The sequence below is a fragment of the Streptomyces sp. NPDC090083 genome, from assembly GCF_044747445.1.
GTDB lineage: Bacteria > Actinomycetota > Actinomycetes > Streptomycetales > Streptomycetaceae > Streptomyces.
Map to the genome: position 1 here is coordinate 742,500 of NZ_JBIVED010000001.1, position 22,219 is coordinate 764,718.

At 71.7% G+C, this 22,219-nt stretch carries 24 protein-coding genes; 14 read left to right on the forward strand and 10 right to left on the reverse strand.

Annotated elements, in window-relative coordinates:
• Window positions 1-41: 41 nt before the first annotated feature.
• Window positions 42-1,568: an IucA/IucC family protein gene (locus ACIPTO_RS03105; protein ID WP_401189004.1), complete on the reverse strand. Its 1,527-nt coding sequence runs from the start codon at window positions 1,566-1,568 to the stop codon at window positions 42-44.
• Window positions 1,569-1,734: 166 nt separating this feature from the next.
• Here ACIPTO_RS03105 and ACIPTO_RS03110 point away from each other — a divergent pair, with 166 nt between their 5' ends.
• Genes ACIPTO_RS03110 through ACIPTO_RS03120 form a run of 3 tightly spaced genes read left to right on the forward strand, consistent with a single transcriptional unit; the run spans window position 1,735 to window position 5,333 of the window.
• Window positions 1,735-3,249 (forward strand): IucA/IucC family protein, encoded by a 1,515-nt coding sequence (locus tag ACIPTO_RS03110; RefSeq protein ID WP_401189006.1) that lies wholly within the window; start codon window positions 1,735-1,737, stop codon window positions 3,247-3,249.
• A 9-nt stretch (window positions 3,250-3,258) separates the two neighbouring features.
• Window positions 3,259-4,524 carry a VWA domain-containing protein gene (locus ACIPTO_RS03115; RefSeq protein ID WP_401189009.1) on the forward strand — a complete coding sequence of 422 codons (1,266 nt, stop codon included), beginning with the start codon at window positions 3,259-3,261 and terminating at the stop codon, window positions 4,522-4,524.
• Window positions 4,524-5,333, forward strand: a complete 810-nt coding sequence (locus tag ACIPTO_RS03120) for a hypothetical protein (RefSeq protein WP_401189011.1) — start codon at window positions 4,524-4,526, stop codon at window positions 5,331-5,333. The genes ACIPTO_RS03115 and ACIPTO_RS03120 overlap by 1 nt, the downstream gene beginning before the upstream one ends.
• A gap of 52 nt (window positions 5,334-5,385) precedes the next feature.
• Here the strand turns inward: ACIPTO_RS03120 and ACIPTO_RS03125 are convergent, their stop codons facing one another.
• Window positions 5,386-6,015, reverse strand: coding sequence for a winged helix-turn-helix transcriptional regulator (locus tag ACIPTO_RS03125; protein WP_401189014.1), 630 nt, complete (start codon window positions 6,013-6,015; stop codon window positions 5,386-5,388).
• An 88-nt stretch (window positions 6,016-6,103) separates the two neighbouring features.
• Between ACIPTO_RS03125 and ACIPTO_RS03130 the strand changes: the two genes are divergently transcribed.
• The 5 genes from ACIPTO_RS03130 (at window position 6,104) to ACIPTO_RS03150 (ending at window position 9,725) form a co-directional block, all read left to right on the forward strand.
• The gene (locus ACIPTO_RS03130) at window positions 6,104-7,312 is read left to right on the forward strand and encodes a pyridoxal phosphate-dependent aminotransferase (protein WP_401189017.1); all 1,209 of its coding nucleotides are present in this window, start codon (window positions 6,104-6,106) and stop codon (window positions 7,310-7,312) included.
• Window positions 7,313-7,348: 36 nt separating this feature from the next.
• Window positions 7,349-7,882, forward strand: coding sequence for an HAD domain-containing protein (locus ACIPTO_RS03135; protein ID WP_401189020.1), 534 nt, complete (start codon window positions 7,349-7,351; stop codon window positions 7,880-7,882).
• Between the two features lie 3 nt (window positions 7,883-7,885).
• Window positions 7,886-8,485 (forward strand): histidine phosphatase family protein, encoded by a 600-nt coding sequence (locus ACIPTO_RS03140; protein ID WP_401189023.1) that lies wholly within the window; start codon window positions 7,886-7,888, stop codon window positions 8,483-8,485.
• A 59-nt stretch (window positions 8,486-8,544) separates the two neighbouring features.
• On the forward strand, window positions 8,545-9,222 hold the full coding sequence (locus ACIPTO_RS03145) for a hypothetical protein (RefSeq protein WP_366311836.1): 678 nt from the start codon (window positions 8,545-8,547) through the stop codon (window positions 9,220-9,222).
• Between the two features lie 80 nt (window positions 9,223-9,302).
• Window positions 9,303-9,725 carry an acyl-CoA thioesterase gene (locus ACIPTO_RS03150; protein WP_366311838.1) on the forward strand — a complete coding sequence of 141 codons (423 nt, stop codon included), beginning with the start codon at window positions 9,303-9,305 and terminating at the stop codon, window positions 9,723-9,725.
• 13 nt (window positions 9,726-9,738) lie between these two features.
• Here ACIPTO_RS03150 and ACIPTO_RS03155 read toward each other — a convergent pair whose 3' ends face one another.
• On the reverse strand, window positions 9,739-10,593 hold the full coding sequence (locus tag ACIPTO_RS03155; protein WP_401189026.1) for an SDR family oxidoreductase: 855 nt from the start codon (window positions 10,591-10,593) through the stop codon (window positions 9,739-9,741).
• 96 nt (window positions 10,594-10,689) lie between these two features.
• Between ACIPTO_RS03155 and ACIPTO_RS03160 the strand changes: the two genes are divergently transcribed.
• Together ACIPTO_RS03160 and ACIPTO_RS03165 are read left to right on the forward strand one after the other, a co-directional pair.
• Window positions 10,690-11,493, forward strand: coding sequence for a helix-turn-helix domain-containing protein (locus tag ACIPTO_RS03160; protein WP_401189029.1), 804 nt, complete (start codon window positions 10,690-10,692; stop codon window positions 11,491-11,493).
• Window positions 11,494-11,586: 93 nt separating this feature from the next.
• Window positions 11,587-12,183 carry an exonuclease gene (locus tag ACIPTO_RS03165; protein WP_401189032.1) on the forward strand — a complete coding sequence of 199 codons (597 nt, stop codon included), beginning with the start codon at window positions 11,587-11,589 and terminating at the stop codon, window positions 12,181-12,183.
• Window positions 12,184-12,217: 34 nt separating this feature from the next.
• Here the strand turns inward: ACIPTO_RS03165 and ACIPTO_RS03170 are convergent, their stop codons facing one another.
• The 7 genes from ACIPTO_RS03170 to ACIPTO_RS03200 form a co-directional block, all read right to left on the reverse strand.
• Window positions 12,218-13,582: a nucleobase:cation symporter-2 family protein gene (locus ACIPTO_RS03170; protein WP_401189685.1), complete on the reverse strand. Its 1,365-nt coding sequence runs from the start codon at window positions 13,580-13,582 to the stop codon at window positions 12,218-12,220.
• A 266-nt stretch (window positions 13,583-13,848) separates the two neighbouring features.
• A complete protein-coding gene (locus ACIPTO_RS03175; RefSeq protein WP_366311844.1) occupies window positions 13,849-15,228 on the reverse strand; it encodes an 8-oxoguanine deaminase in 1,380 nt (459 codons plus the stop codon).
• A gap of 120 nt (window positions 15,229-15,348) precedes the next feature.
• Complete coding sequence (gene pucL / locus ACIPTO_RS03180) at window positions 15,349-16,296, reverse strand: factor-independent urate hydroxylase (RefSeq protein ID WP_401189036.1); 948 nt, start codon at window positions 16,294-16,296, stop codon at window positions 15,349-15,351.
• Window positions 16,297-16,302: 6 nt separating this feature from the next.
• A complete protein-coding gene (gene uraH, locus ACIPTO_RS03185; protein ID WP_366311848.1) occupies window positions 16,303-16,701 on the reverse strand; it encodes a hydroxyisourate hydrolase in 399 nt (132 codons plus the stop codon).
• Window positions 16,698-17,216, reverse strand: a complete 519-nt coding sequence (gene uraD / locus ACIPTO_RS03190) for a 2-oxo-4-hydroxy-4-carboxy-5-ureidoimidazoline decarboxylase (RefSeq protein ID WP_401189038.1) — start codon at window positions 17,214-17,216, stop codon at window positions 16,698-16,700. The genes uraH and uraD overlap by 4 nt, the downstream gene beginning before the upstream one ends.
• A gap of 197 nt (window positions 17,217-17,413) precedes the next feature.
• The gene (locus ACIPTO_RS03195) at window positions 17,414-17,782 is read right to left on the reverse strand and encodes a helix-turn-helix domain-containing protein (protein ID WP_366311852.1); all 369 of its coding nucleotides are present in this window, start codon (window positions 17,780-17,782) and stop codon (window positions 17,414-17,416) included.
• Complete coding sequence (locus ACIPTO_RS03200; protein WP_366311854.1) at window positions 17,779-18,030, reverse strand: thiamine-binding protein; 252 nt, start codon at window positions 18,028-18,030, stop codon at window positions 17,779-17,781. Before ACIPTO_RS03200 ends, ACIPTO_RS03195 begins: the two co-directional genes overlap by 4 nt.
• Window positions 18,031-18,168: 138 nt before the next feature.
• Between ACIPTO_RS03200 and ACIPTO_RS03205 the strand changes: the two genes are divergently transcribed.
• From ACIPTO_RS03205 to ACIPTO_RS03220, 4 genes are all read left to right on the forward strand, one after another.
• Window positions 18,169-18,999, forward strand: a complete 831-nt coding sequence (locus ACIPTO_RS03205) for a TIM barrel protein (RefSeq protein ID WP_401189042.1) — start codon at window positions 18,169-18,171, stop codon at window positions 18,997-18,999.
• 38 nt (window positions 19,000-19,037) lie between these two features.
• Window positions 19,038-19,928 (forward strand): 2-hydroxy-3-oxopropionate reductase, encoded by an 891-nt coding sequence (locus ACIPTO_RS03210; RefSeq protein WP_401189045.1) that lies wholly within the window; start codon window positions 19,038-19,040, stop codon window positions 19,926-19,928.
• Window positions 19,929-20,128: 200 nt separating this feature from the next.
• The gene (locus tag ACIPTO_RS03215) at window positions 20,129-21,586 is read left to right on the forward strand and encodes a catalase (RefSeq protein ID WP_401189048.1); all 1,458 of its coding nucleotides are present in this window, start codon (window positions 20,129-20,131) and stop codon (window positions 21,584-21,586) included.
• Window positions 21,587-21,961: 375 nt separating this feature from the next.
• Entirely contained in the window at window positions 21,962-22,198 is a 237-nt protein-coding gene (locus tag ACIPTO_RS03220; protein ID WP_401189051.1) for a hypothetical protein, read from the forward strand.
• The last annotated feature ends 21 nt before the right edge of the window (window positions 22,199-22,219 follow it).

Consider the following 22,219-nt stretch of genomic DNA (forward strand, 5'->3'; position numbering starts at 1 on the left):
GACGTCACCGGGTCAGGAACGGTTCCCGCGGCCCCCTGTGGTCACCCGGCCCCCGGCCCCACCAGGGGACTCGGCACCGGCAGATACCGTGCGTCCGCTCCGTCCGCCCCGGTCCACCGCAGCAGCAGATTGGTCTTGCCGGGGAGCGTCGGCGAGGCGAGCAGCGCGGTGACCTCGGGCAGGTCGTGACGGGCGAGTTCGGCGCGCACCGCGGGCCACGGGTCGAACCCGGGACGGCGCTCGGCGAGGGCCCCGGCGACCTCGACGAGATGGTTGACGACCAGGCAGTACACCAACCGCTCCCACCCCGCCCCCCGCTCCACGTCCGCCAGCAGCTTCACGCCCTCCGCGTCCCGGTACAGCGCCTGCACAGGCATCCCGGCCGCGTCGACGGCGACCAGCGTGTTCTGGGCATGTGCTTCGAGGACGACGCCGTGGTCCGCGAAGGCGGTCAGCGCGGGCGGTACGACCTGCCGCAGATACGCCTCCCACCAGGCCTCCGGGTCGCCCGTACCGTCGAGCGGGCTGCCCGCGAACCCCTCCACAAGGCCCGCCGCCAGCAACGGAGTCGTGCCCGGCAGGAGGTGGTCGTGCAGTCCGTCGCGGACCAGGACGGCGAGTTCCTCGAAGGCGAAGCCGGCGGTGCGGTACCCGCGGTCGCTCAGCCAGGCGCCGGGGCCGCCCGTCGCGGCGAAGGCGTCCCGGACGGCCGCGTCGGTGCGCCGGAGCTTCAGCAGGTCGTGGCGCCACAGCCGCCGTACGTCATTGGTGATGCGCACGTCCAGGCTGAACTTCAGGAACAGATCCTCCGCGCGCTCCTCCGACCCGGGGAAGTACACCGTGCGGATCGCCGCCGTCGGCCGGGCCTCGGTCGCCGTCGTGCCGAGCCGGATCAGCCGTCCGTCCGCGAAGGCGTCCGCGAGGGCCGGGCCCACGAGGTCCAGCTGCCACGGGTGCGCGGGCAGCAGCCGGTACCCGGCCGGGGCCTCCCCGAGCGCGTCCAGCGCCGTGACGTCGCCCTCCTCCACGACGGCGTCCTCGCGCAGCCCGAGCAGCACCAGCGGGAAACGGGCGTACGCCTCCGGGGCGTAGGGCAGCCAGCCGGCGACGGGGCCGCCGCCTCGGGCCTTGGGCGCGGGATGGTAGGGATGGCCGGTGATCAAGGACTGTTCGGAGCGGAGATACGGGTCGTCGGGCGCCGTCGCGGTTTCGCGCGCGGTGAGCAGCGCGGCGACCGCGTCGCGGCTGTCGGTCATCTCGGCGGGCAGTTCGTGGTTGGACACGCCGGTGTGGCGGCGCAGTTCGTCGGCGACGAGCTTCACCAGTTCGGTGTGGCCGAGGTGGTGCCAGTCGCCGTCCGTGCACACCTCGGGCCCGGCGGGCCGGCGTGCGCCGCGCACCCGCAGCAGCCGGCCGGTCCCGGGCAGCCGGTACACCTGGCGTTCGCCCTGGTCGGGCAGCGGCTCGGCCACTTCCCGGAGCAGACAGTTGAGGAGGGGCGCGGTCGCGTACGCGTCGGCGCGCTCGGCCGTGTCGTCGCCCGGAGGTGTGAAGTCGACGCGATCCATTCGTTCCCCAAGTCCGTGTCCATCGATCGCGATCAGTATGTCTCTCGTCGCCCTGTGTCCCGCCGTCCCGCCGTCCGCGGCCCCGCCGCCGCCCGCTCCGTCCGCCCCCGCCCCGCCTCTCGTCGTCACCGCTCATGACGCCCCGTCCGCACCCGAGGAGTCGACCGTGGACCGTCCCCCGCTTCCCGAGACCGAGGTCGCCGAGGAACTCGCCGCCGTCCGTCCCGACCTGGTGCAACGGTACGCGGCCGAACTCCCCGGCGCCCGTGCCGCGGTCCTCACCCGCCTGTGGCGGGCGCTGGCCTTCGAGCCGCTGCCGTGGATCGCCGCCAGGACCCCGGGCCCGGTCCTGCGGCTCACCGACGGCCGCCGGCTGCGCGGCCCGCGCCCGGATCCGTACGCGACCACGTCCTACGTCACCGTCGTCCACCTCGACAATCGCGCCTACGACGATCCGGCACGCCTGATGACGGACCTCGCGGTGCCGCACGGGACCGCCTTCGCGGCCGAACTCGGGCACAGCGTGGCGTCGTTGGCGCTGTCGCGGGCCAACCAGCCCGCTCCCGTGGACGAGTGGCCCGCGCACGACTGGGAGTGGGAGCAGCGGATCGTCGACGGGCACCCCTTCCACCCCAACTGCCGTTCCCGGCCCGGTTTCTCGGTGGCCGAGCAGTTGGCCTACGGCCCCGAGCACCGGCCCGTGGTGACGCTCGGGTCGGTGCCGGTGCGGGCGGAGGAGTCGCTGGTGACGGGGGTGTGGCCGGACGAACTGCGGGACGGGGGGCGGCTGTTGATCCCGGCGCACCCGTGGCAGGCGGCGCATGTGCTGAAGCGGACGGGGGACGCGCCGCTCGCCGCGCATCCGCTGATGTCCCTGCGGACCCTCGCGCTGCCGGACGGGCCGCACGTCAAGACCGCGCTGAGCGCCCGGCTGACCTCCTCGGTGCGGGACATCTCGGTCTACTCGATCGGGCTGTCGGCGACCCTGTCGGCCTTCGGGGAGGTTCTGGCGGCCCGCTCGGACGGCCTGTTGCACGTCACCCGGACGCTGGGCGCGGCGACGGCCAACTCCCCTGATCTCGCGGCGGTGTTGCGTGAGTCGCCGCAGACGTACGCGGACACGGAGGCGGGCGAGCGGGTCCTGCCGGTGGCCGCTCTCGCGACCACCGGTCTGCCCCGCTCGCCCGTCTGGCTGGCCGAGTTCACCCGTCTCGCCCTCGTCGTCTGTCTGCGGCTGCTGGAGTCCGGTGTGGCCCTTGAGGCGCACGGTCAGAACCTGCTGGTGGTGCTGTCCCGCACGGGTGCCCCGCTGCGCCTGGTCTACCGCGATCTCGCCGACATCCGCGTCAGCCCCAGGCGCCTCGCCGGGCAGGGGATCCCGGTCCCCGAACTGAGCGGACGCATCGTCACCGACGACGAACTCACCCTGCGCCGGAAGCTGTTCGGCTCCCTGGTGGCGGGCTCCCTCGCGGGTACGGCGGGTTCCGGTACGGCGCTCAGGGCGGCGCTGGCGGCCGTCGTACCGGATCTGCCGCGCACGCCGGATCTGGCCACGCTGCTCGAACAGCCGCTGCCCGCCAAGGCGTTGACGCTGATGCGGTTGTCGCCGGAGCGGCCCGGGGACCAGTGGACGGGGCTGCCCAACCCGCTCGTTTTGGAGCCCGGTCCATCTGATCAATAGGATCCGGCGATGATCACAAGACAACGGCTGGCGGCGGGGATCTGCGCCCTGCTCGCCACCCTCACGGCCGGGGTCGCCTTCCCTGCCGGGGCGGTCGCCGACGAGACGGACTCCGCGGCCTCCCCGAAGGTCGAACTCGTGCTGGACGTCAGCGGATCCATGAGCGCCAAGGACATGGACGGCGGCTCACGGATGGCGGCGGCGAAGCAGGCGTTCAACGAGGTGCTGGACGCGACACCCGAGGAGGTGCAGCTCGGCATCCGCACGCTGGGCGCCAACTACCACGGCAACGACCGGAAGACGGGCTGCAAAGACACCGCGCAGCTGTACCCGGTGGGCACCCTGAACCGCACCGAGGCCAAGACCGCGGTCGCCACCCTCACGCCCACCGGCTGGACCCCGATCGGCCCGGCGCTGCTGAAGGCGGCGGACGACCTCGACGGCGGTGACGGCACCCGCCGTATCGTCCTGATCAGCGACGGCGAGGACACCTGCCAGCCGCTGGACCCGTGCGAGGTGGCCCGCGAGATCGCGGCCAAGGGCATCGGCCTGACCATCGACACGCTGGGTCTGGTGCCGGACGCCAAGACCCGCGACCAGCTCAGCTGCATCGCGGACGCGACCGGCGGCACCTACACCTCGGTGCAGCACAAGGAGGAACTCTCCGACCGCGTGGGCCAGTTGGTGGACCGCGCCGCCGACCCGGTGGTGACCCCGGTGGCCACCGAGGGCGCCACCCAGTGCTCCAGCGCCCCGACCCTCAAGTCCGGTCTGTACACGGACCGCGAGGAGTTCGGCAAGCAGCGCTTCTACCGCGTGGACGTCGACCCGGGCCAGGAGCTGCGTGCTTCGGTGAGCGTCGGGGCCGACCGTGAAGTGAACCCGGACTACGGGGTGCTGATGCGGGCGGTCACCGTGCACGGCCGCGAGATAGTGCGCGGCGAGGGCACCGGCAACGGCCGGACGGACGTCATCTCCACGGGCCTTCGCTATCCGAAGGCGGAGAGCGACGACGACAACGCCCCGGCGGAGACGGTGTGCCTCCAGGTCACCAACTCCTTCTCGGCGGCCGCCGGGGTGAAGACCACCCCCGGTCTGCCCCTCGAACTCACCGTGGACGTCGTGGACGGGCCGAGCATGGCGAGTGACGTGGCCTCCTTCGGCCTCGGCCGCGGCTGGTGGCTGCTCGGCGCGCTCGTGCTGACCGGCTTCGTCGCCGGTCTGCTGTGGGGCTGGCTGTCCCGCTGGCGTCTCGCGGTCTGGAGGACCAACTGATGCGGATCACACGTGTGCTGGGCACGGCCCTGCTGCTCGCGGGGCTGGCGGCGGCGCCCGCGGCGGCGGACTCCTCCCCCTCCGCGAGCCCCTCCGACGGCGGTTCGGCCCCCACCCAGGCGGGCACCTCGTTCCGTACGGCGACGGAGCTGGACCAGGGGCAGCAGGCCACCGCGAGCGGCTCCACCGGCGACTACCTGTACTGGTCGTTCGCCGCGGACGCCGGCCAACGACCCACCGTCAGGGCGACGGTGAAGCTGCCGGACACCCACGCGGGCGAGACCTGGCAGCTCGACGTCTGGGACGGGCTGCGGCGCCGCCAGGCCTGCCAGTACGGTGCCGCGACGCGCACCGCCGCGCAGGACGCGGCCTCCGTCGACCTGGCGTGCACGCTGCGCACGGTCCGCGCCTGGTCGGAGACGTGGGCCAACGACCCGCTGCCGGGCACGTACTACGTGCGGCTCACCGTCGTGGACCTCCCGTCCTCGGAGCTGGGCAAGCCGGTGAGCACCGAGGTGCGGGTGGACTCCAAGGACATCGGCGGCGCGGCGGCCGTGGACGGCTCGCTGGCCCAGCCGCTGACGCCGGGGATCGCGGCCAAGTCGGCGTCCGACGACGACGGTTCGTCGTCGAAGTCGGCGGTGTTGTCGAGCATCGAGCCCGACGGCGGCTGGTCCTCCGGCTGGTGGTCCGACCGCTGGGTGTGGACGGGTGTGGGCGGTGTGCTGGCCGCGCTCGCGGGGATCGGCGGGTATGCGCTGACGCGGGGGTCGGGACGGCCCAGGCGCGTGCCGCCGCCCGGTATGTGACGTCCCCGGAAGGCCCGCCCCTGGCGGGCCTTCCGTCGTTCCGGGCCCGGTGTCAGGCCTCCCGCAGCGCCTTCGCGAGCGTGCCGTCGCCGGTCACCTCGACCCGTCCGGCACGCACCGCGTCGGGCAGGCTCAACTCCCCCTGCGCGAGCGCCGTGCAGGTGTCGGCGTCGAGCACGAGCCGGGCGTCGGGCTCGCGGGGCGCGACCCCTTCGCCGTAGACGAGCCCGCCCTCCTCCATGCCGGCGTACACGTGGAACTCGCCTTCCTCCAGCCGGACTTCGACCAGCCCCTCGCCGTCGAGGGCCCGCAGCAGCGGCAGCGCGAACCAGTGCGCGCGCACCGCGTCGGTGGGCCGCCGCTCGCCCAGCTCGGGCGCGCCCCACGCGCCGAGGGCCTGGAGCACGGGCAGCAACTCCCGTCCGCGACCGTTGAGTTCGTAGACGTAGACCGCGCCCGGAGGCGGCAGCCGCCGCCGTGTCGTGAGCCCGTCCCGTTCCATGTCCTTGAGCCGTGAGGCGAGTACGTCCGTGCTGACACCCGGCAGATCGGCGTGCAGGTCCGTGTAGCGGCGCGGTCCTGCGAGGAGTTCGCGGACGATCAGCAGGGTCCAGCGGTCGCCGACCAGGTCGAGCGCGCGGGCCGCTGAACAGTACTGGTCGTAGCTTCGGCGAGGTGACATGCGACGCAGTCTAGACATGTTGTTGGACTTTCCAAGCTCACACTTGGTAAAACCAAGCAACACACGAAGCCGATGGGGCGAGGGCGCAATGGAGTTCCGGCAGTCGAGCAAGCTCAGCGAGGTCTGTTACGAGATCCGCGGTCCGGTGATCGAGCACGCCAACGCACTGGAGGAGGCGGGCCACAGCGTCCTGCGCCTGAACACCGGCAACCCCGCGCTCTTCGGCTTCGAGGCGCCCGAGGAGATCATCCAGGACATGATCCGGATGCTGCCCCGGGCCCACGGCTACACGGACTCGCGCGGCATCCTCTCGGCCCGCCGCGCGGTCGCCCAGCGCTACCAGACCCTGGGCCTCGACGTCGGCGTCGACGACGTGTTCCTGGGCAACGGCGTCTCCGAGCTGGTCTCCATGGCCGTACAGGCACTGCTGGAGGACGGCGACGAAATCCTCATCCCCGCCCCGGACTTCCCGCTCTGGACGGCGGTGACGACCCTCGGCGGCGGCAAGGCGGTGCACTACCTCTGCGACGAACAGGCCGACTGGTACCCGGACCTGGACGACATGGCGGCGAAGATCACCGACCGCACCAGGGCCGTCGTCATCATCAACCCGAACAACCCCACCGGCGCCGTCTACCCCAAGGAGATCGTCGAGGGCATCCTCGACCTCGCCCGCCGCCACGGCCTGATGGTCTTCGCCGACGAGATCTACGACCAGATCCTCTACGACGACGCCGTGCACCACTCGGCCGCCGCGCTCGCCCCCGACCTGGTCGTCCTCACCTTCTGCGGCCTGTCGAAGACGTACCGCGTGGCCGGCTTCCGCTCGGGCTGGCTGGTGGTCACCGGCCCCAAGCAGCACGCCAGGAACTATCTGGAGGGCCTGACGATGCTGGCCTCCATGCGGCTGTGCCCGAACGCGCCCGCGCAGTACGCCATCCAGGCCGCGCTGGGCGGCCGTCAGTCCATCCGCGACCTGACCGTGCCCGGCGGGCGGCTGCACGAACAGCGCAACGTGGTGTGGGAGAAGCTGAACGAGATCCCGGGCGTCTCGTGCGTGAAGCCCAAGGGCGCCCTGTACGCGTTTCCCCGGCTCGACCCCAAGGTGCACAGGATCCACGACGACGAGAAGTTCGTCCTGGACCTCCTGCTCCGCGAGAAGATCCAGGTGGTCCAGGGCACCGGCTTCAACTGGCCGACCCCCGACCACTTCCGCATCCTCACCCTGCCGTACGCCGACGACCTGGAGGCGGCGATCGGCAGGATCGGACGCTTCCTCGGCGGATACCGCCAGTAGCAGCTATCCGGGCACCGCCCTGGGTACCTCCTCCGCATGACCGACCACCCCTTGCTGCTCCTCGACGTCGACGGCCCCCTCAACCCGTACGGCGCCCGGTTCCTGCGCCACCGCGGCTACGTCACACACCGGCTGTGGCCGGCCAACTGGTCGGCCCGGCAGGAGCCGGGCTCCCGCCGGCTGCGGCGCGGGCTGCGGGTCCGCCTGCACCCGGGCCACGGCGCCCGCATACGCGCGCTGCCGTACGAACCGGTCTGGGCCACCACCTGGATGCACCAGGCCAACGAGATGATCGCGCCGGTGATCGGGCTGCCCGGTGAACTGCCGGTGATCGAGTTCACGGAGCTGTTCGCCAAGGACCCCGACGGCCTCTACTGGAAGACCCGCCAGATCGTGGCCTGGGCCGCGGGCCGCCCCTTCGTCTGGGTCGACGACCTGGTCACCGACCTGGACGTACGGCATGTGGAGGCACACCACGACGGTCCCGCGCTCCTCCTCAGGGTGGACCCGCGCAGGGGGCTGCGGGAGCACGATTTCGCGACGCTGGAGCAATGGGCCCATAGCCTGTGATCCATGGGTGATCTTTTCCTCGTACGGCACGGAGAGACCGAATGGTCCCGGTCGGGCCGGCACACCGGCTCGACCGATGTCCCGCTCACCGCGAAGGGGCGGGAGGAGGCGCGCGGCCTGGTCCCGCTGATCCGGTCGCACCGGGTCGGCGCCGCGTTCGTCAGCCCCCTGCAGCGCGCGCGGGAGACCGCCGAGCTGATCGGCCTGACGGACGTACGCATCGACGTCGACCTGCGCGAGTGGGACTACGGCGGCTACGAGGGCATCACCACGGTCGAGATCCAGCGCACCCGGCCCGACTGGTTCCTGTTCACCGACGGGGTCCCGCCCGGGCCGCCGGGCCACCCCGGGGAGAGCCCCGAGCAGGTGGGCCGGCGCGCCGACCGCGCCCTGGCCAAGGCGGACGCGGCCCTCGCCAACACGGAGGGCGTGGTCGTCCTGGTCGCGCACGGCCACTTCCTCCGGGTGCTCACCGCGCGGTGGCTCGGGCTGCCGCCGGAGAAGGGCGCCCTGTTCCAGCTGGCGACCGGGACGCTGTGCCGACTCGGGACGGAGCACGGACGGCCGGTCATCGCCGCCTGGAATGTCAGACCTCCGTCGTAGCCTTCGAAGGAGCGCGCACACGACGCCGCAGCGGACCGACAGACGGGAAGGAGCACGCCGTGACCCGACCGCCGACCGCCGCGCAGCGGCGTGTGATCGACGCCGCCGATCCCGTCACCGGGCGACTGCGGGGCACGGAGACGCAGCTCGCCGCGCTGGTGAGGCGCGGGCTCGCGTTCCGGCATCCGCGTCCGCCGCACGACCACTTCCTGACCCCGGCGGGGCATCGCGTCCGGGAGTCGCCGCCGGACGCCGTCGGGTCCGCGCCCGCCGCGGCCCCCGCGCCCACGGCCTCGGCCACTGGCTCGACCGCGACCTCCGGGGTGTTCGCCGCGCGCATCGGCGGTGAGGACGCGCAGGACACCGCTCACGCCGCCCGCACGCGCGAGGTGCACAGCGCCTGGCAGGGTCTGCTGGAGCTGCGCCGGATGACCCATCAGGACGGTTCCGTGGAGCGGCCGTGCGGCTGGGAGCGGACGCATCTGGTGCAGGCCGCCGCGCTCGCCCTGGAGGCCGCGGGGCACCGGCCCGTCACGCGGGACGCGGCGGGGCGGGAGTCCGCGGGCTACAAGGTCCGTGTCACCCCGCAGCCGGAGGCGGTGGCCGTGCGCGATCCGGACGGGGAGGCGCTGCGCGCCTGCGCGGGGACGCTGGAGCGGGCGGGCTGGCAGGTCAGCGAGCACAAGGAGCCGCGCACGGGGGCGAGTTACCTGCTCGCCTCACCGCGGCGGACGTGAACGACATTGAAGGAGCATGTCAAGATCGGTCGGTCAGAGCATCCAAGAGTCATCAGCCGTCAGCACGAGAAGGGAACGCAGTGAGCGAGCCGTTTTCCGTCCCGGTGACCGTCCGCGGATACGAGACCGACAGCCTGGGGCACCTCAATCAGAGCGTGTATCTGCAGTACGCGGAGCACGCCCGCTGGAAGGCGCTGACCGCCGCGGGGGCGGGCCAGCCCGAGTTGATCGCCGAGGGGATCGGACCGGTCGTCCTGGAGACCACCATCCGGTATCTGCGCGAGCTGCGCGTGGACGAGGAGGTGACGGTGAGCTGCGGCTTCGAGTGGGGCGAGGGCAAGACCTTCCGCGTGCTCCAGACGATCGCCAAGGCGGACGGCACGGTCTCCGCGGAGGTCGTGTCCACCGTCGGACTGCTGGACCTCCACCGGCGCAGGCTGGTCGCCGAGCCGCGGGAGGTCTTCCGCAAGCTGACCACGGACCCGGGCCTGTTCGGACTCTGAGGCCGACCGGGGATCACCTGTCCCCGAACACCGCCCGGTGGTCCTCGGCCCACTCCCGGTAGGTCCGGGCCGGACGCCCCAGCACCTCCCGTACGTCGTCCGTGACGACCTCGTTGCCGCCGTTCCTCACGAAGGCCCGGCTGATCTCGGAGGCGTCGATGAACGTGTCGCTGAAGCCCAGTCCCAGGAGGTGGGCGCGGGCCTCGGCCGAGGACAGGTCGCGTACGGGGACCGGGCGGCCGAGGACGTCGGCGAGGACGGCGGCCTGGTCGGGGACGGTGAGCACCTCCGGTCCTGTCAGGGTGTACGTCCGCCCCGCGTGGGCCGGGCCGAGCAGGGCCGCCACCGCCGCCTCCGACACGTCGCGCGGATCGACGACCCCCTGCCCGCCGTCGCCGCTGGTGTTCGGTACCGGACCGCCCGCGCGCAGGGACGCCGCCCAGCCGAGGGTGTTCGAGGCGAAGGCCGAGGGCCGCAGGATCGTCCACTCCAACCCGCTGTCCCGCACGGCCTGTTCACCGGCCATGTGCCAGGTGCCGACCGGTCCGACCGCGGGTTCGCCGGTGCCGATGCCGGAGAGCTTCACGATCCGGCGGACGCCGGCGGCCCGGGCCGCCTCGACGAGACCCCGGTCGTGCTCGGCGTCGTCCGGGCCGAACACCCCGACCAGGAAGGCGACTTCGGCTCCGGTCAGCGCGGCCTCCACCGAGGCCCGGTCGGCGTGGTGGCCCCGCGCCGTCTCCACTCCCGAGGGCACGTCGGCCCGTCCGGGGTCACGGGTCAGGGCGCGCACCTTCTCACCGCGCGCCGCGAGCTGTCGTACGACGTCACTGCCGATGGTGCCGGTGGCACCCGTCACGAGGATCATGGCCACCACGATGGGCGGGGAGGCGGCCCGGTTTCTAGGAGATTCCGGCACGGTCGGGGGCCCGTTCCGGTGTGCGGGCGCGCTTACCGTGGAGGGGTGACGAACGCCCTGTCCGAGCGGGTCGTGGACCTGCCCGACGAACTGCGCCCCTGGGTCAGCCGTGTCGGCGTGCTGCGGCTCGACGCGATACGGAAGGAGCCGTTCGTCCATCTCCCGGACGCGGACACGAAGGTGATCGTGCGGGTCGAGGGCGACGGGCGGCGCAGTGTCCTCGTCGTGGGGCCGCGGGTCCGGGCCACGTACCACGCGGGCAAGCCCGTCGTCTCCTGCGTGGAGGTACGTCTGGCGCCCGGCACCACGCTGCCGCTGCTGGGTGTTCCGGCGGTCGATCTCGTCGGGCGGGCGGTGTTCCTGGGCGACCTCCCGGGCGAGCTCCCGCGCCGGCTGGCCGCCGACCTGCTCGGATCGGACCCCGGCCCCGAGTCGACGACGGCCCGGCTCGCCGAGATCCTCCCCGCCCGCCTCGCCGCCGCGGCGGACCCCTCCCGCACCCGACTCGTCCGGGCCGGCGTCGACGCGATGTCCGTCCGCACCGGCCGCCTCCCCGGGCCGGTGCCCGACGTGGCCCGTGAACTCGCCGTCAGCGAGCGGCAGTTGCGGAAGCTGTTCGCCGAGGGGGTCGGTCTCTCCCCCAAGCACTTCGCCCGCATCAACCGCGTCCGCGCGGTGCTGGCCCACGCCACGGAACTGTCCTGGGCAGGCCTCGCCGCGGTCACCGGCTACTACGACCAGTCCCACATGACGTCCGACTTCCGCGCCCTGATGGGCGTCCCGCCCCGCTCCTACTTCACGGGGCGTCTGCCGGAGGCGATGCCCTGCCGGGCGATCCGCCGCGGCTGAGGCGGACAGCGGGGCGCGTGCCCGGTGTCCGGGGTGCGCGGTGGCCGAATTTCGGATGCGGGCGGCGGCCCCCAGCTGCGATGCTCCGGACCCATGGCCACCCGACGCGTCAAGCCCAGCCTGTACGTCTCCGTCGACGTCGAGGCCGACGGCCCGATCCCCGGGCCGTACTCCATGCTGAGCTTCGGCGCGGCCGTGGCCGGAGTGCAGGACCGGGACGGGTTCAGTGCGGCGGATCCGGAGAAGCTGACCTTCTACCGTGAACTCCGGCCGATCAGCGCGGAGTTCGTGCCGGAGGCGCTCGCCGTGAGCGGGCTCGATCGCGGCCGGCTCCGCGAGGAGGGCGCCGAACCCGCCGTCGCGCTGGCCGAGTTCGCCGGGTGGGTGCGTGAGGTCGCCGCCGGCGCGCAGCCGGTGATGTGCGGCTATCCGGCGTCGTACGACTGGATGTTCCTGTACTGGTATCTGATCCGCTTCACCGGTGCGAGCCCGTTCGGGCACTCGGGCTGTCTCGACATGAAGACGCTGTACGCGGCGAAGGCCCGGCTCCCGCTGCGGGCCGTGGCGAAGGGTGCCATGCCGCCGGAGCTGCTGTCCCGGCGGCGGCACACCCATCACGCTCTGGACGACGCGATCGAGCAGGCGGAGCTGTTCGCCCACCTCATGGCGTGGCCCGGGGACGCGCGGTGAGGTGACTGCTCAACTGGCGCGGGTCCGGCGGCGGTTACGAGATCGGCTGGCGTGCGAGAGGTACGGCTCCGGTCGTGGCCCCGGCCCGTTCGCGGGTCCTGCCGAGGTGGTGGAAGACCAGGTTCAGGGCCACCGCGGCGACGCAGCCCGTGGAGATGCCCGAGTCGAGGACGATCCGCACGGTCTGCGGGAAGGCGTGGTAGAAGTCCGGCGCCGTGATCGGGATGATGCCGACGGCCAGCGAGACCGCCACGATGAGGATGTTGTCGTCGCGGTCCAGGCCCGCCCTGACCAGGGTCTGGATGCCGCTGGCGGCGACCGAGCCGAACAGGACGACGCCCGCTCCGCCGAGGACCGGGCGGGGCACGACGGCGATGAGCGACGCGGCCATCGGGCACAGGCCCATGAGGACCAGGAAGCCGCCGCCGGTGGCGACGACGTACCGGCTGCGGATGCGGGTCATGGCGACCAGGCCGATGTTCTGGGCGAAGGCGCTGCACATGAAACCGTTGAAGAGCGGGCTGAGGGCGGAGCCGAGGGTGTCGGCGCGCAGGCCGGCCGCGATGGTCCGTTCGTCGGCGGGACGTTCGACGATCTCGCCCAACGCCAGCATGTCCGCGGTGGATTCGGTCATCGAGACCACCATCACCACGCACATCGAGATGATCGCGGCGACCTGGAACTGCGGTGCGCCGAAGTGGAAGGGGCTCGGGAAGCCGATCGCGTCGGCGTCGGCCACGGGGCTGAAGTCCGTCACGCCGAACGGGATCGCGAGCAGCGTGCCGATCAACAGGCCGAGCAGGACGGCTATTTGTTTGACGAAGCCGCGGGTGAAGCGGCGCAGGACCAGGACGACGACGAGTGTCGCCGCCGCGAGGCCGAGGTAGGTGCGCGAACCGTAGTCGTGCGCGGAGGGGTCGGGTCCCTGCGCCCAGCCGAAGGCGACGGGCAGCAGGGACACGCCTATCAGCGTGATCACGGTGCCGGTGACGACCGGCGGGAAGAAGCGGACCGCCTTGCTGAAGAAGGGGGCGGCGAGGAAGCCGAGGAGGCCGGCGACGATCACCGCGCCGAAGATGATCGGCAGCGCGTCGGACTTGTCCTTGGTGGAGGCGACGATCGCGGTCATCGGGGCGACACCGGCGAAGGTGACGCCGTTGACGAAGGGCAGCCGGGCGCCGATCTTCCAGATGCCGAGGGTCTGCAGGAAGGTCGCGAGGCCCGCGGTGAAGAGGCAGGCGCCGGTGAGGAAGGTGAGTTCGGTGCCGGAGAGGCCGACGGCCGCGCCGACGATCAGCGGCGGGGCGACGACTCCCGCGTACATGGCGGCCACGTGCTGGAGGCCCGTGGTGGCCATCTTGAGTGCGGGGAGTTTCTCGTCGACGGGGTGGATGGTCACGTGCTCGTCAACGGGGCGGGTGGTCACGGCGGCTCCTCCGGGCGGGTAACACGTCGGCTCTGACGTGGGTTTCAGGAGGTGGTGCGCGGTCGTGCGGGACCGGGACGGAACCCACCGCAGAGGATGGGCAGGGCCGTTCCGGGGCGCGCACAGGTGTGCGCGCCCCGGCCCCGGCCACCGGACGAGGGCCGTCCCCCTCGTCCGGAGATCTTCGACCGGGCGACGCGGCACGGCGGTTGACGCCGGCCGGGGTCGCCGTCGGCGGCTCAGTGCTGGGCGGCGATCCGCGCCAGGCGCCGGGCCTCGTCCCGCGTGGAGCGGGCGATGGCGTCCTCGTCGACGTGCAGCAGGCGGCCCGACTCGACGATCTGACGGCCGTTCACGAAGGAGGCGGTGACGGGGGCCGCGGCGCCGAAGACGAGCGCGGTCACCGGGTCGGCGATCGAGGCGTGGGCCAGCGTGTCCAGGTTCCACAGCACCAGGTCGGCGAGCTTGCCCGGCTCCAGGGAGCCGATCTCCTGTGCGCGGCCCAGGACTTGGGCGCCGCCGTAGGTGCCGAGGCGCAGGGCCTGGCGGGCGTTGAGGGCGGCTTCGCGGTGGGCGCCGAGCCGGTTGACGAGGAGGGCGTTGCGCAGTTCGGTGTGGAGTTCGCCGGACTCGTTCGAGGCGGTGCCGTCGACGCCGAGGCCGACCGGGACACCGGCGGCGAGCATGTCGGGGACGCGGGCGATCCCGGCGGCGAGGCGGGCGTTGGACGAGGGGCAGTGGGCGACACCGGTCCTCGTGCGGGCGAAGGCGGCGATGTCGGAGTCGTTCATGTGGACGCAGTGCGCCATCCACACGTCCTCGCCGAGCCAGCCGGTGGACTCGAAGTAGTCGGTCGGGCCCATGCCGAAGAGTTCCTTGCAGAACTGCTCCTCCTCGACCGTCTCCGAGCCGTGCGTGTGCAGCCGCACCCCGAGCCGGCGGGCCAGCTCGGCTCCCTGCCGGAGGAGTTCGGTCGACACGGAGAACGGTGAGCAGGGGGCGACGGCGACCTGGGTCATCGCGTCGAAGGAGGCGTCGTGGTGTTCCCGCACCGTCGCCTCGGTCGCGGCCAGCGCGCCGTCGAGGGTCTCGACGGCGAAGTCCGGGGGCAGGCCGCCGTCCTTCTGGCTGCGGTCCATGGAGCCGCGGGCCAGCGTGAAGCGGACGCCCGTCTCGCGGGCGGCGCCGATGATCGCGCCGGAGAGGTCGCCGGAGCCCTGCGGGAAGACGTAGTGGTGGTCCATCGCGGTGGTGACTCCGCCGCGGGCCATCATCGCGAGGGAACCCTGCGCGGCGGCGCGGACCATCTGCTCGTCGATGCGCGCCCAGGTCGGGTACAGCGCGACGAGCCAGTCGAAGAGGTTGTGGTCGGTGGCCAGACCCCGGGTGATCCACTGGTAGAAGTGGTGGTGGGTGTTGACCAGGCCGGGGGTCACCAGATGGCCCGAGGCGTCGATGCGGCGTACGACGTTCTCCAGGCCCTCGGGGGCGCTGCCCGCGCCGAGGGACTCGATGCGGTTGCCGGCGACGACGAGGTGCCCGGTCGCGTACTCGGTGTCGTCGGCGTCGACGGTCGCGATCGAACAGTTCTCGATGACGGTGCGCTGAACTGCTGCCATGGTTCGTCCTCTGCACGGTGTGGAGTGGGCACGGCAGGACCCCGGGATTTGAGTACCGCGGCCCGCACGGGACGGGCGGGCCACGGGTGCCGCAAAGTGAGCCGGTGGAGCGGGAGTTGCTCAGAGGTTGGTGAGGTCCACCGGTATCGCCGGCTCGCAGCCGTCCCGCAGGACGGTCGCCTCGATCAGGCCGTAGGGCCGGTCGGCGGCGAAGTACACCTCGTTGTCGTTCTTCAGCCCGAACGGCTCCAGGTCCACCAGGAAGTGGTGCTTGTTGGGCAGGGAGAAGCGGACCTCGTCTATCTCACTGCGGTTGTTGATGATCCGCGAGCCCATCTGGTACAGGGTCTGCTGGAGCGACAGCGAGTACGTCTCGGCGAAGGCCTGGAGCATGTGCTTGCGCACCTGCTCGTAGGACTTCTCCCAACTGGGCATCTTCTGCTCGTCGTCGGACCAGTTGAAGCGCCAGCGGGCCGAGACCTGGGTGGCCAGGATGCGGTCGTAGGCCTCGGGGAGGGTCGTGTACTTGTCCTTGACGTAGCCCCAGAACTCGGAGTTGGTCGAGTTCATCACGACGAGGTCCTTGAGGCCGGAGACGACCTCCCACCGCTCGCCGTCGTAGGTGATCTGGGTGACCCGGGTCTCCTGGCCCTTGCGGACGAAGGAGTGCTTGACCTCGTCGGCGCCGATGAACCGGGAGTTGGCGTCGGAGGTGTCGATCCGCTCCCAGGAGTACTCCTCGATGCGGATGCGCGCGGTCCTGATCGGCTCCTGGCTGGTCACGAAGTGCCGGGCGAGGTGGATGCCGAACTGCTCGGCGGACTCGATGCCGTGCTCCTTGGCGAACGCGTACACCGTGTTCTTGGTGGTGTCCGTCGGCAGCACGTTGGCGTTCGAGCCGGAGTAGTGGACCTCCTCCATGTCGCCGCTCAGCGCCACGGACACGTTGAGGTCCTTGATGTGATGGGTGGCGCCGTCCCGCGTGATCTTGACGACTCGGTTCTCGGCCTTGCCGTACTGGTTCTGTCCCAGGATCACAGGGCGGCCCGGGCGGGAATTGTCTGCCATCTTCTGCTAGCTCCCTCGGTAAACGGAGTAGCCGAACGGGTTGAGCAGCAGCGGTACGTGATAGTGCTCGCCGGGCTTCACGGCGAAGGTGATCGCCACCTCGGGGAAGAACACTCCGGTCGCACCGCTGTCCCGATTCGCGGGGGCGTCCTGCTGCGCATCGGCTTGCTTCTTTTCGAAATACGGCTCCACCGCGAAGTCGAGCCGTACGTGTGTGGTGCCCTCCGGCGGCGCCGGGAGGTCCTTGCACCGGCCGTCCGCGTCGGTGGCCGAGGCTCCGAGCGGCTGCCAGTCCCCCGACGGGCCGCTGCGCGCGGCGAGCCGGACGGCGACGCCCTCGGCGGGGCGGCCGGCGCTGGTGTCCAGGATGTGCGTGGACACCGAGGCGGTGGTGCTGGTGCTCATGCTCGGGCTTCCTCTTCGACGATACGGGCGAGCCGGATACGGTTGATCCTGCCCAACTCGGCGCGGACGATCTCGCGTTCCCGCTCCGGCGCGTTGCCGATCCGTTCCCTGACCGCGTCGCGCATCTGCTCGCCGGTCCGGCCGGTGGCGCAGATCAGGAACACATGACCGAACTTCTCCTGGTAGGCCAGGTTCAGGTCGAGCATCTCGGCCCTGAGGTCCTCGGAGGCGCCCGCCATGCCGCGCTGTTCGCGGGCGGAGGTGGGGTCGCCGGGCTTGGGGCGGCCGATCGGCGGGTGCCCGGCCATCGCCTCGGCCAGGTCGGTGTCGGTCAGCTCCGCGGTCGCGGTGTCGCTCGTGGTGTACAGGTCCTCGGGACCGGCGTACGGACGGGCCGCGAGCAGCCGCCGCGCCCACGCCGTGGAAGCGCACGCCTCAAGGAGTGCGGTGTACGCCGCGTGCTCCTCCAGGACGTTGAACCGGGTGAGCCCCGGCGGCGTGGAAGTCGACGTCACGGCAGCCTCCGTGGCCTTGTGCTGAACGGGCTGCCCAGTAGCTAACGCGTTCGGAAACACGGCGTCAACACTTTGTTGAAAATTCCGGGTAACAAAGAGGACGCCCGGGTCCGGACGGCCCCGAGGGGCACCGGCCGACCGTCGCCCGTGCCGCGCCCCGGGCCCCGCCGCCGTGGCCCGGGCGCTCTTGTCGCAGCTCAGGCGTCCTTGTCGCGGTTCAGGTAGTTGTAGACGGTGAAGCGGCTGACGCCGAGGGCGCTCGCCACGGTCTCGACACCGTGCCGCACGGAGAAGGCGCCGCGCGCCTCCAGGACCCGTACGACCTCCTGCTTGGCCCTGCGGTCGAGGTCGGCGAGGGGCTTGCCCCGCTTGCGCTCCATCGCGGCGAGGATGTGGTCGAGCGAGTCCGCGAGCTGCGGCAGGCGTACGGCGACGACGTCGGCGCCCTCCCAGGCGAGCACGACGTCGTCCGGTCCGGCCTCGTCCGGCGGCAGCATCTCGCCGCCCATGGCGTCGACCAGCGGCTTCACGGCCGTGATGAACGGCTCGTCCCCCACACCGGTCACCGTCCGCTCTCCCCGATCACGTTGAGCTGGAGCGAGACCCGGGTGGCGCCGGCCTCCAGCACCCTGCGCAGCAGCGCGTCCACGGCGGTGAGCACCTCGCCCGCGTCCCCCTCGGCGGTGTTGCCGAACGGCCCGACGTCGACGCCGTCCAGCTCCGCGGCCTCGATGACCTCCCTGGCCACCAGCGCGTGGGCCGGTGCCTCGTCGAGGTCGAAGGGCTCTGTCGTGAACTCCACTCGCAATCGCACGGGCACAACCTAACGCGCGCTGCCGTTTTCCGCCGAGCCCTCTTGACAAGCCCCGACCCCCGGCGGCAATCTTCCATTAAGCAGAAACAAACTTCCGCTATACGGAATTACAAACCACGGAAGGGAGCGCAGCGGCTCATGGGATTCGCAGACCAGCGCTTCAACGTCAACCTGTCGATCCTCTTCACCGAACTCCCGCTCCTGGAGCGCCCGGCGGCAGCCGCCGCGGCCGGCTTCACCGCGGTCGAGCTGTGGTGGCCCTGGGTCGACTCCCCCACCCCCGAGCAGTCCGAACTCGACGCGCTCAAGCGGGCGTTGGAGGACGCGGGCGTTCAGCTCACCGGCCTGAACTTCTACGCGGGCCGGCTCCCGGGCCCCGACCGCGGCGCCCTGTCGATCCCCGGCGAGGAGTCGGAGAGGTTCCGCGCGAACATCGACGTGGCCGCCGACTTCGCCCACTCCGTCGGTGCCACGGCGCTCAACGCGCTGTACGGCAACCGCGTGGAGGGCGTCGACCCGGACCGGCAGGACGCGCTCGCGCTGGAGAACCTGGTCCTCGCGGCCCGCGCCGCCGACCGGATCGGCGCGGTCCTGCTGATCGAGGCGCTCAACCGGCCCGAGTCGCCGCTGTACCCGCTGGTCAGCGCGCCCGCCGCCGTGGAGGTCGTCGACAAGGTGAACGCCGCGTCCGGCCTCGGCAACGCGCGCTTCCTCATGGACCTGTACCACCTGTCCATGAACGGCGAGGAACTCCCTTCCGTGATCGAGCGGTTCGCCGCGAAGACCGGCCATGTGCAGATCGCGGACAACCCGGGCCGCGGCGCCCCCGGCACCGGCACGCTCCCGCTGGAAGACCTCCTCGACCAGCTGAGGAAGTCCGGTTACGACGGCTGGGTGGGCCTGGAGTACAAGCCCGGCGACCGCCCGAGCGCCGAGGCCTTCGACTGGCTCCCGCCCGCGGCCCGCTGAACTCCCCCTACTTGCCGAGCAGTCAGAGAGGTCCCTTCATGAGCAGTCTCCCCAAGATCGCGTGGATAGGCCTCGGCATCATGGGCTCCCCCATGTCCGAGAACCTGATCAAGGCGGGCTACGACGTCACCGGATTCACCCTGGAACAGGACAAGCTGGACCGCCTGACCGCCGCCGGCGGCACCGCGGCCGGCTCGATCGCCGAGGCCGTGCGGGACGCCGACGTGGTGATCACCATGGTCCCCGCGTCCCCCCAGGTCGAGGCCATCGCCTACGGCCCGGACGGCATCCTGGAGAACGTCCGCAGCGGCACCCTCCTCATCGACATGTCGTCGATCACCCCGCAGACCTCGGTCGACCTGGCGAAGGCCGCCGGGGACAAGGGAGTCCGGGTCCTGGACGCCCCCGTCTCGGGCGGTGAGGCCGGGGCGATCGAGGCCGTGCTGTCCATCATGGTCGGCGGCGGGCAGTCCGACTTCGAGGAGGCCTCGCCGATCTTCGACGCGCTCGGACGGACCATCGTGCTGTGCGGTCCGCACGGCTCGGGCCAGACCGTGAAGGCCGCCAACCAGCTGATCGTCGCCGTGAACATCCAGGCGTGCGCCGAGGCCGTGGTCTTCCTGGAGAAGTCGGGCGTGGACCTGGCCGCCGCGCTGGACGTCCTCAACGGCGGACTCGCGGGCTCGACCGTGCTGACGCGGAAGAAGGACAACTTCCTCCAGCGCGACTTCAAGCCGGGCTTCCGGATCGACCTCCACCACAAGGACATGGGCATCGTCACGGACGCGGCCCGCACGGTCGGCGCCGCGCTGCCCGTCGGCGCCGTGGTGGCCCAGCTGGTCGCCTCGCTGCGCGCCCAGGGCGACGGCGGCCTCGACCACTCGGCGCTGCTGCGCGCCGTGGAGCGCCTGTCCGGCGCCCGGCTCTGACCGGTCCCCTCAGACTTCCGGGCCGCGGCGCCGCCGACATCTGTCCTGTCGCGCCCAGGCTGCGCCGCGGCCCGGAATCCCTCTCCCCCACGGAATCGCGTTCAACAAACTGTTGACGTCCCGATCGCCCCAAACCTAAGCTCCACAAAGCGGAAAACAACTTCCGAAGAATTCCGCTGCCCCTCGTACGGAAGGTCACGATGTCGAAGCGCGTGCTCACCACCGAGTCCGGCGCCCCGGTCGCCGACAACCAGAACTCCGCCTCCGCCGGCATCGGCGGCCCGCTCCTCCTCCAGGACCAGCACCTCCTGGAGAAGCTCGCCCGGTTCAACCGCGAGCGCATCCCGGAGCGCGTGGTGCACGCCCGCGGCTCCGGCGCGTACGGCTACTTCGAGGTCACCGACGACGTCACCGGCTTCACCCACGCCGACTTCCTCAGCGGCGTCGGCAAGCGCACCCGGCTGTTCCTGCGCTTCTCCACCGTCGCCGACTCGCTCGGCGGCGCGGACGCGGTGCGCGACCCGCGCGGCTTCGCCGTCAAGTTCTATACGGAGCAGGGGAATTACGACCTCGTCGGGAACAACACCCCGGTGTTCTTCATCAAGGACCCCATCAAGTTCCCTGACTTCATCCACTCGCAGAAGCGCGACCCCTTCACGGGCCGCCAAGAGCCGGACAACGTATGGGACTTCTGGGCGCACAGCCCCGAGGCCACGCACCAGGTGACCTGGCTGATGGGCGACCGCGGCATCCCGGCGTCGTACCGCCACATGAACGGCTACGGCTCGCACACCTATCAGTGGACGAACGCGGAGGGCGAGGCCTTCTTCGTGAAGTACCACTTCAAGACCAACCAGGGTGTCCGCAGTCTGTCCTCGGACCAGGCCGCCGAGCTGGCGGGCAAGGACGCCTCCTCTCACCAGACGGACCTGCTCCAGGCCATCGAGCGCGGTGTGAACCCGTCCTGGACCCTGCACGTGCAGATCATGCCGGCGGCGGACGCGGCGGAGTACCGCTTCAACCCGTTCGACCTGACCAAGGTGTGGCCGCACCGGGACTACCCGCTCCAGCGGGTGGGCCGCCTGGTCCTCGACCGCAACCCGGACAACGTGTTCGCCGAGGTCGAGCAGGCCGCGTTCTCCCCGAACAACTTCGTGCCGGGCATCGGCCCCTCGCCCGACAAGATGCTCCAGGGCCGCCTGTTCGCCTACGCGGACGCGCACCGCTACCGCCTGGGCGTCAACCACACGCTGCTCGCGGTGAACGCCCCCCGGGCGACGACCGCGCAGAACTACGGCCGGGACGGCCTGATGGCGACCAACTCCCAGGGCAGGTCGGCCAAGAACTACGAGCCGAACTCCTACAACGGCCCGGCCGAGACCGGCCGCGCCCTGTCGGCGCCGCTTCCGGTCACCGGCCACACGGGCACGCACGAGGCCCCGCAGCACACCAAGGACGACGACTTCTACCAGGCAGGCGAGCTGTACCGCCTGATGTCGTCCGAGGAGCGGTCCCGTCTCGTCGCGAACATCGCCGGCGGGCTGTCCCAGGTCTCCCGCGACGACGTGATCGAGAAGAACCTCGCACACTTCCACGCCGCCGACCCGGAGTACGGCCGGCGCGTGGAGGAGGCGGTCCGCGCCCTGCGCGAGGACTGACTCCACCGACGGCCCGTGCGTGCCGGACGACCCGGATGAGGGGTGGTCACCGGTGTCGCGCGGGCAGGGCCAGGACCGCGGCGGAATGCGAGCCAGTGCGGTGGTCAAGGCACCGAGGCCTCCTTCTCGACCTGAGGGAAGGAGCACCCCGGTCCCGTCGCGACCGCCGCGGTCCCAGCCATTTGCCCCCTCCACGCCTCGTGGAGCCCCCTCATCCACCCCCAGACTCCGTCCGGTGGCGCGAACGTCCTGTCGCGCCCAGCCTCGCGCCACCGGACGGCCACCACGACGAGCGCCGGATACGGACGGTTCCGTATCCGGCGCTCTTCCGCGTTTCCGGGTGCGGACCGGGCGTCCGCACAGCAGCCTGAAGGCATGGCACACCCACCGGAACTCCCGCACATCGTGGTGCACACCCCGGCCCTGGACGGCTCGCGCCGGGTCACCAGCGGGGACGAGACCCTCGGGGTCGCGTCCCATCTCGACGACGTCGTCGAGATCCTGCGGCTGGCCGACCTGGACCGGATCGAGGTCGAGGAGAGCGACCTGATCGAGTGGCAGGGCGGCGGGCCGGAGGACTGGCCCGGCCTCTCGGAACACCCCGGCCAGTGAACCTCCGACAGCCCACCGGCC

What these genes read in the sequence shown, in the direction of transcription:
- ACIPTO_RS03105 (WP_401189004.1), bottom strand. Translation starts at nt 1,568, where the DNA reads ATGGATCGCGTCGACTTCACACCTCCGGGCGACGACACGGCCGAGCGC.
- ACIPTO_RS03115 (WP_401189009.1), top strand. Translation starts at nt 3,259, where the DNA reads ATGATCACAAGACAACGGCTGGCGGCGGGGATCTGCGCCCTGCTCGCC.
- ACIPTO_RS03120 (WP_401189011.1), top strand. Translation starts at nt 4,524, where the DNA reads ATGCGGATCACACGTGTGCTGGGCACGGCCCTGCTGCTCGCGGGGCTG.
- ACIPTO_RS03125 (WP_401189014.1), bottom strand. Translation starts at nt 6,015, where the DNA reads ATGTCACCTCGCCGAAGCTACGACCAGTACTGTTCAGCGGCCCGCGCG.
- ACIPTO_RS03130 (WP_401189017.1), top strand. Translation starts at nt 6,104, where the DNA reads ATGGAGTTCCGGCAGTCGAGCAAGCTCAGCGAGGTCTGTTACGAGATC.
- ACIPTO_RS03135 (WP_401189020.1), top strand. Translation starts at nt 7,349, where the DNA reads ATGACCGACCACCCCTTGCTGCTCCTCGACGTCGACGGCCCCCTCAAC.
- ACIPTO_RS03140 (WP_401189023.1), top strand. Translation starts at nt 7,886, where the DNA reads ATGGGTGATCTTTTCCTCGTACGGCACGGAGAGACCGAATGGTCCCGG.
- ACIPTO_RS03155 (WP_401189026.1), bottom strand. Translation starts at nt 10,593, where the DNA reads ATGATCCTCGTGACGGGTGCCACCGGCACCATCGGCAGTGACGTCGTA.
- ACIPTO_RS03165 (WP_401189032.1), top strand. Translation starts at nt 11,587, where the DNA reads ATGGCCACCCGACGCGTCAAGCCCAGCCTGTACGTCTCCGTCGACGTC.
- ACIPTO_RS03175 (WP_366311844.1), bottom strand. Translation starts at nt 15,228, where the DNA reads ATGGCAGCAGTTCAGCGCACCGTCATCGAGAACTGTTCGATCGCGACC.
- pucL (WP_401189036.1), bottom strand. Translation starts at nt 16,296, where the DNA reads ATGGCAGACAATTCCCGCCCGGGCCGCCCTGTGATCCTGGGACAGAAC.
- uraH (WP_366311848.1), bottom strand. Translation starts at nt 16,701, where the DNA reads ATGAGCACCAGCACCACCGCCTCGGTGTCCACGCACATCCTGGACACC.
- ACIPTO_RS03205 (WP_401189042.1), top strand. Translation starts at nt 18,169, where the DNA reads ATGGGATTCGCAGACCAGCGCTTCAACGTCAACCTGTCGATCCTCTTC.
- ACIPTO_RS03210 (WP_401189045.1), top strand. Translation starts at nt 19,038, where the DNA reads ATGAGCAGTCTCCCCAAGATCGCGTGGATAGGCCTCGGCATCATGGGC.
- ACIPTO_RS03215 (WP_401189048.1), top strand. Translation starts at nt 20,129, where the DNA reads ATGTCGAAGCGCGTGCTCACCACCGAGTCCGGCGCCCCGGTCGCCGAC.
- ACIPTO_RS03220 (WP_401189051.1), top strand. Translation starts at nt 21,962, where the DNA reads ATGGCACACCCACCGGAACTCCCGCACATCGTGGTGCACACCCCGGCC.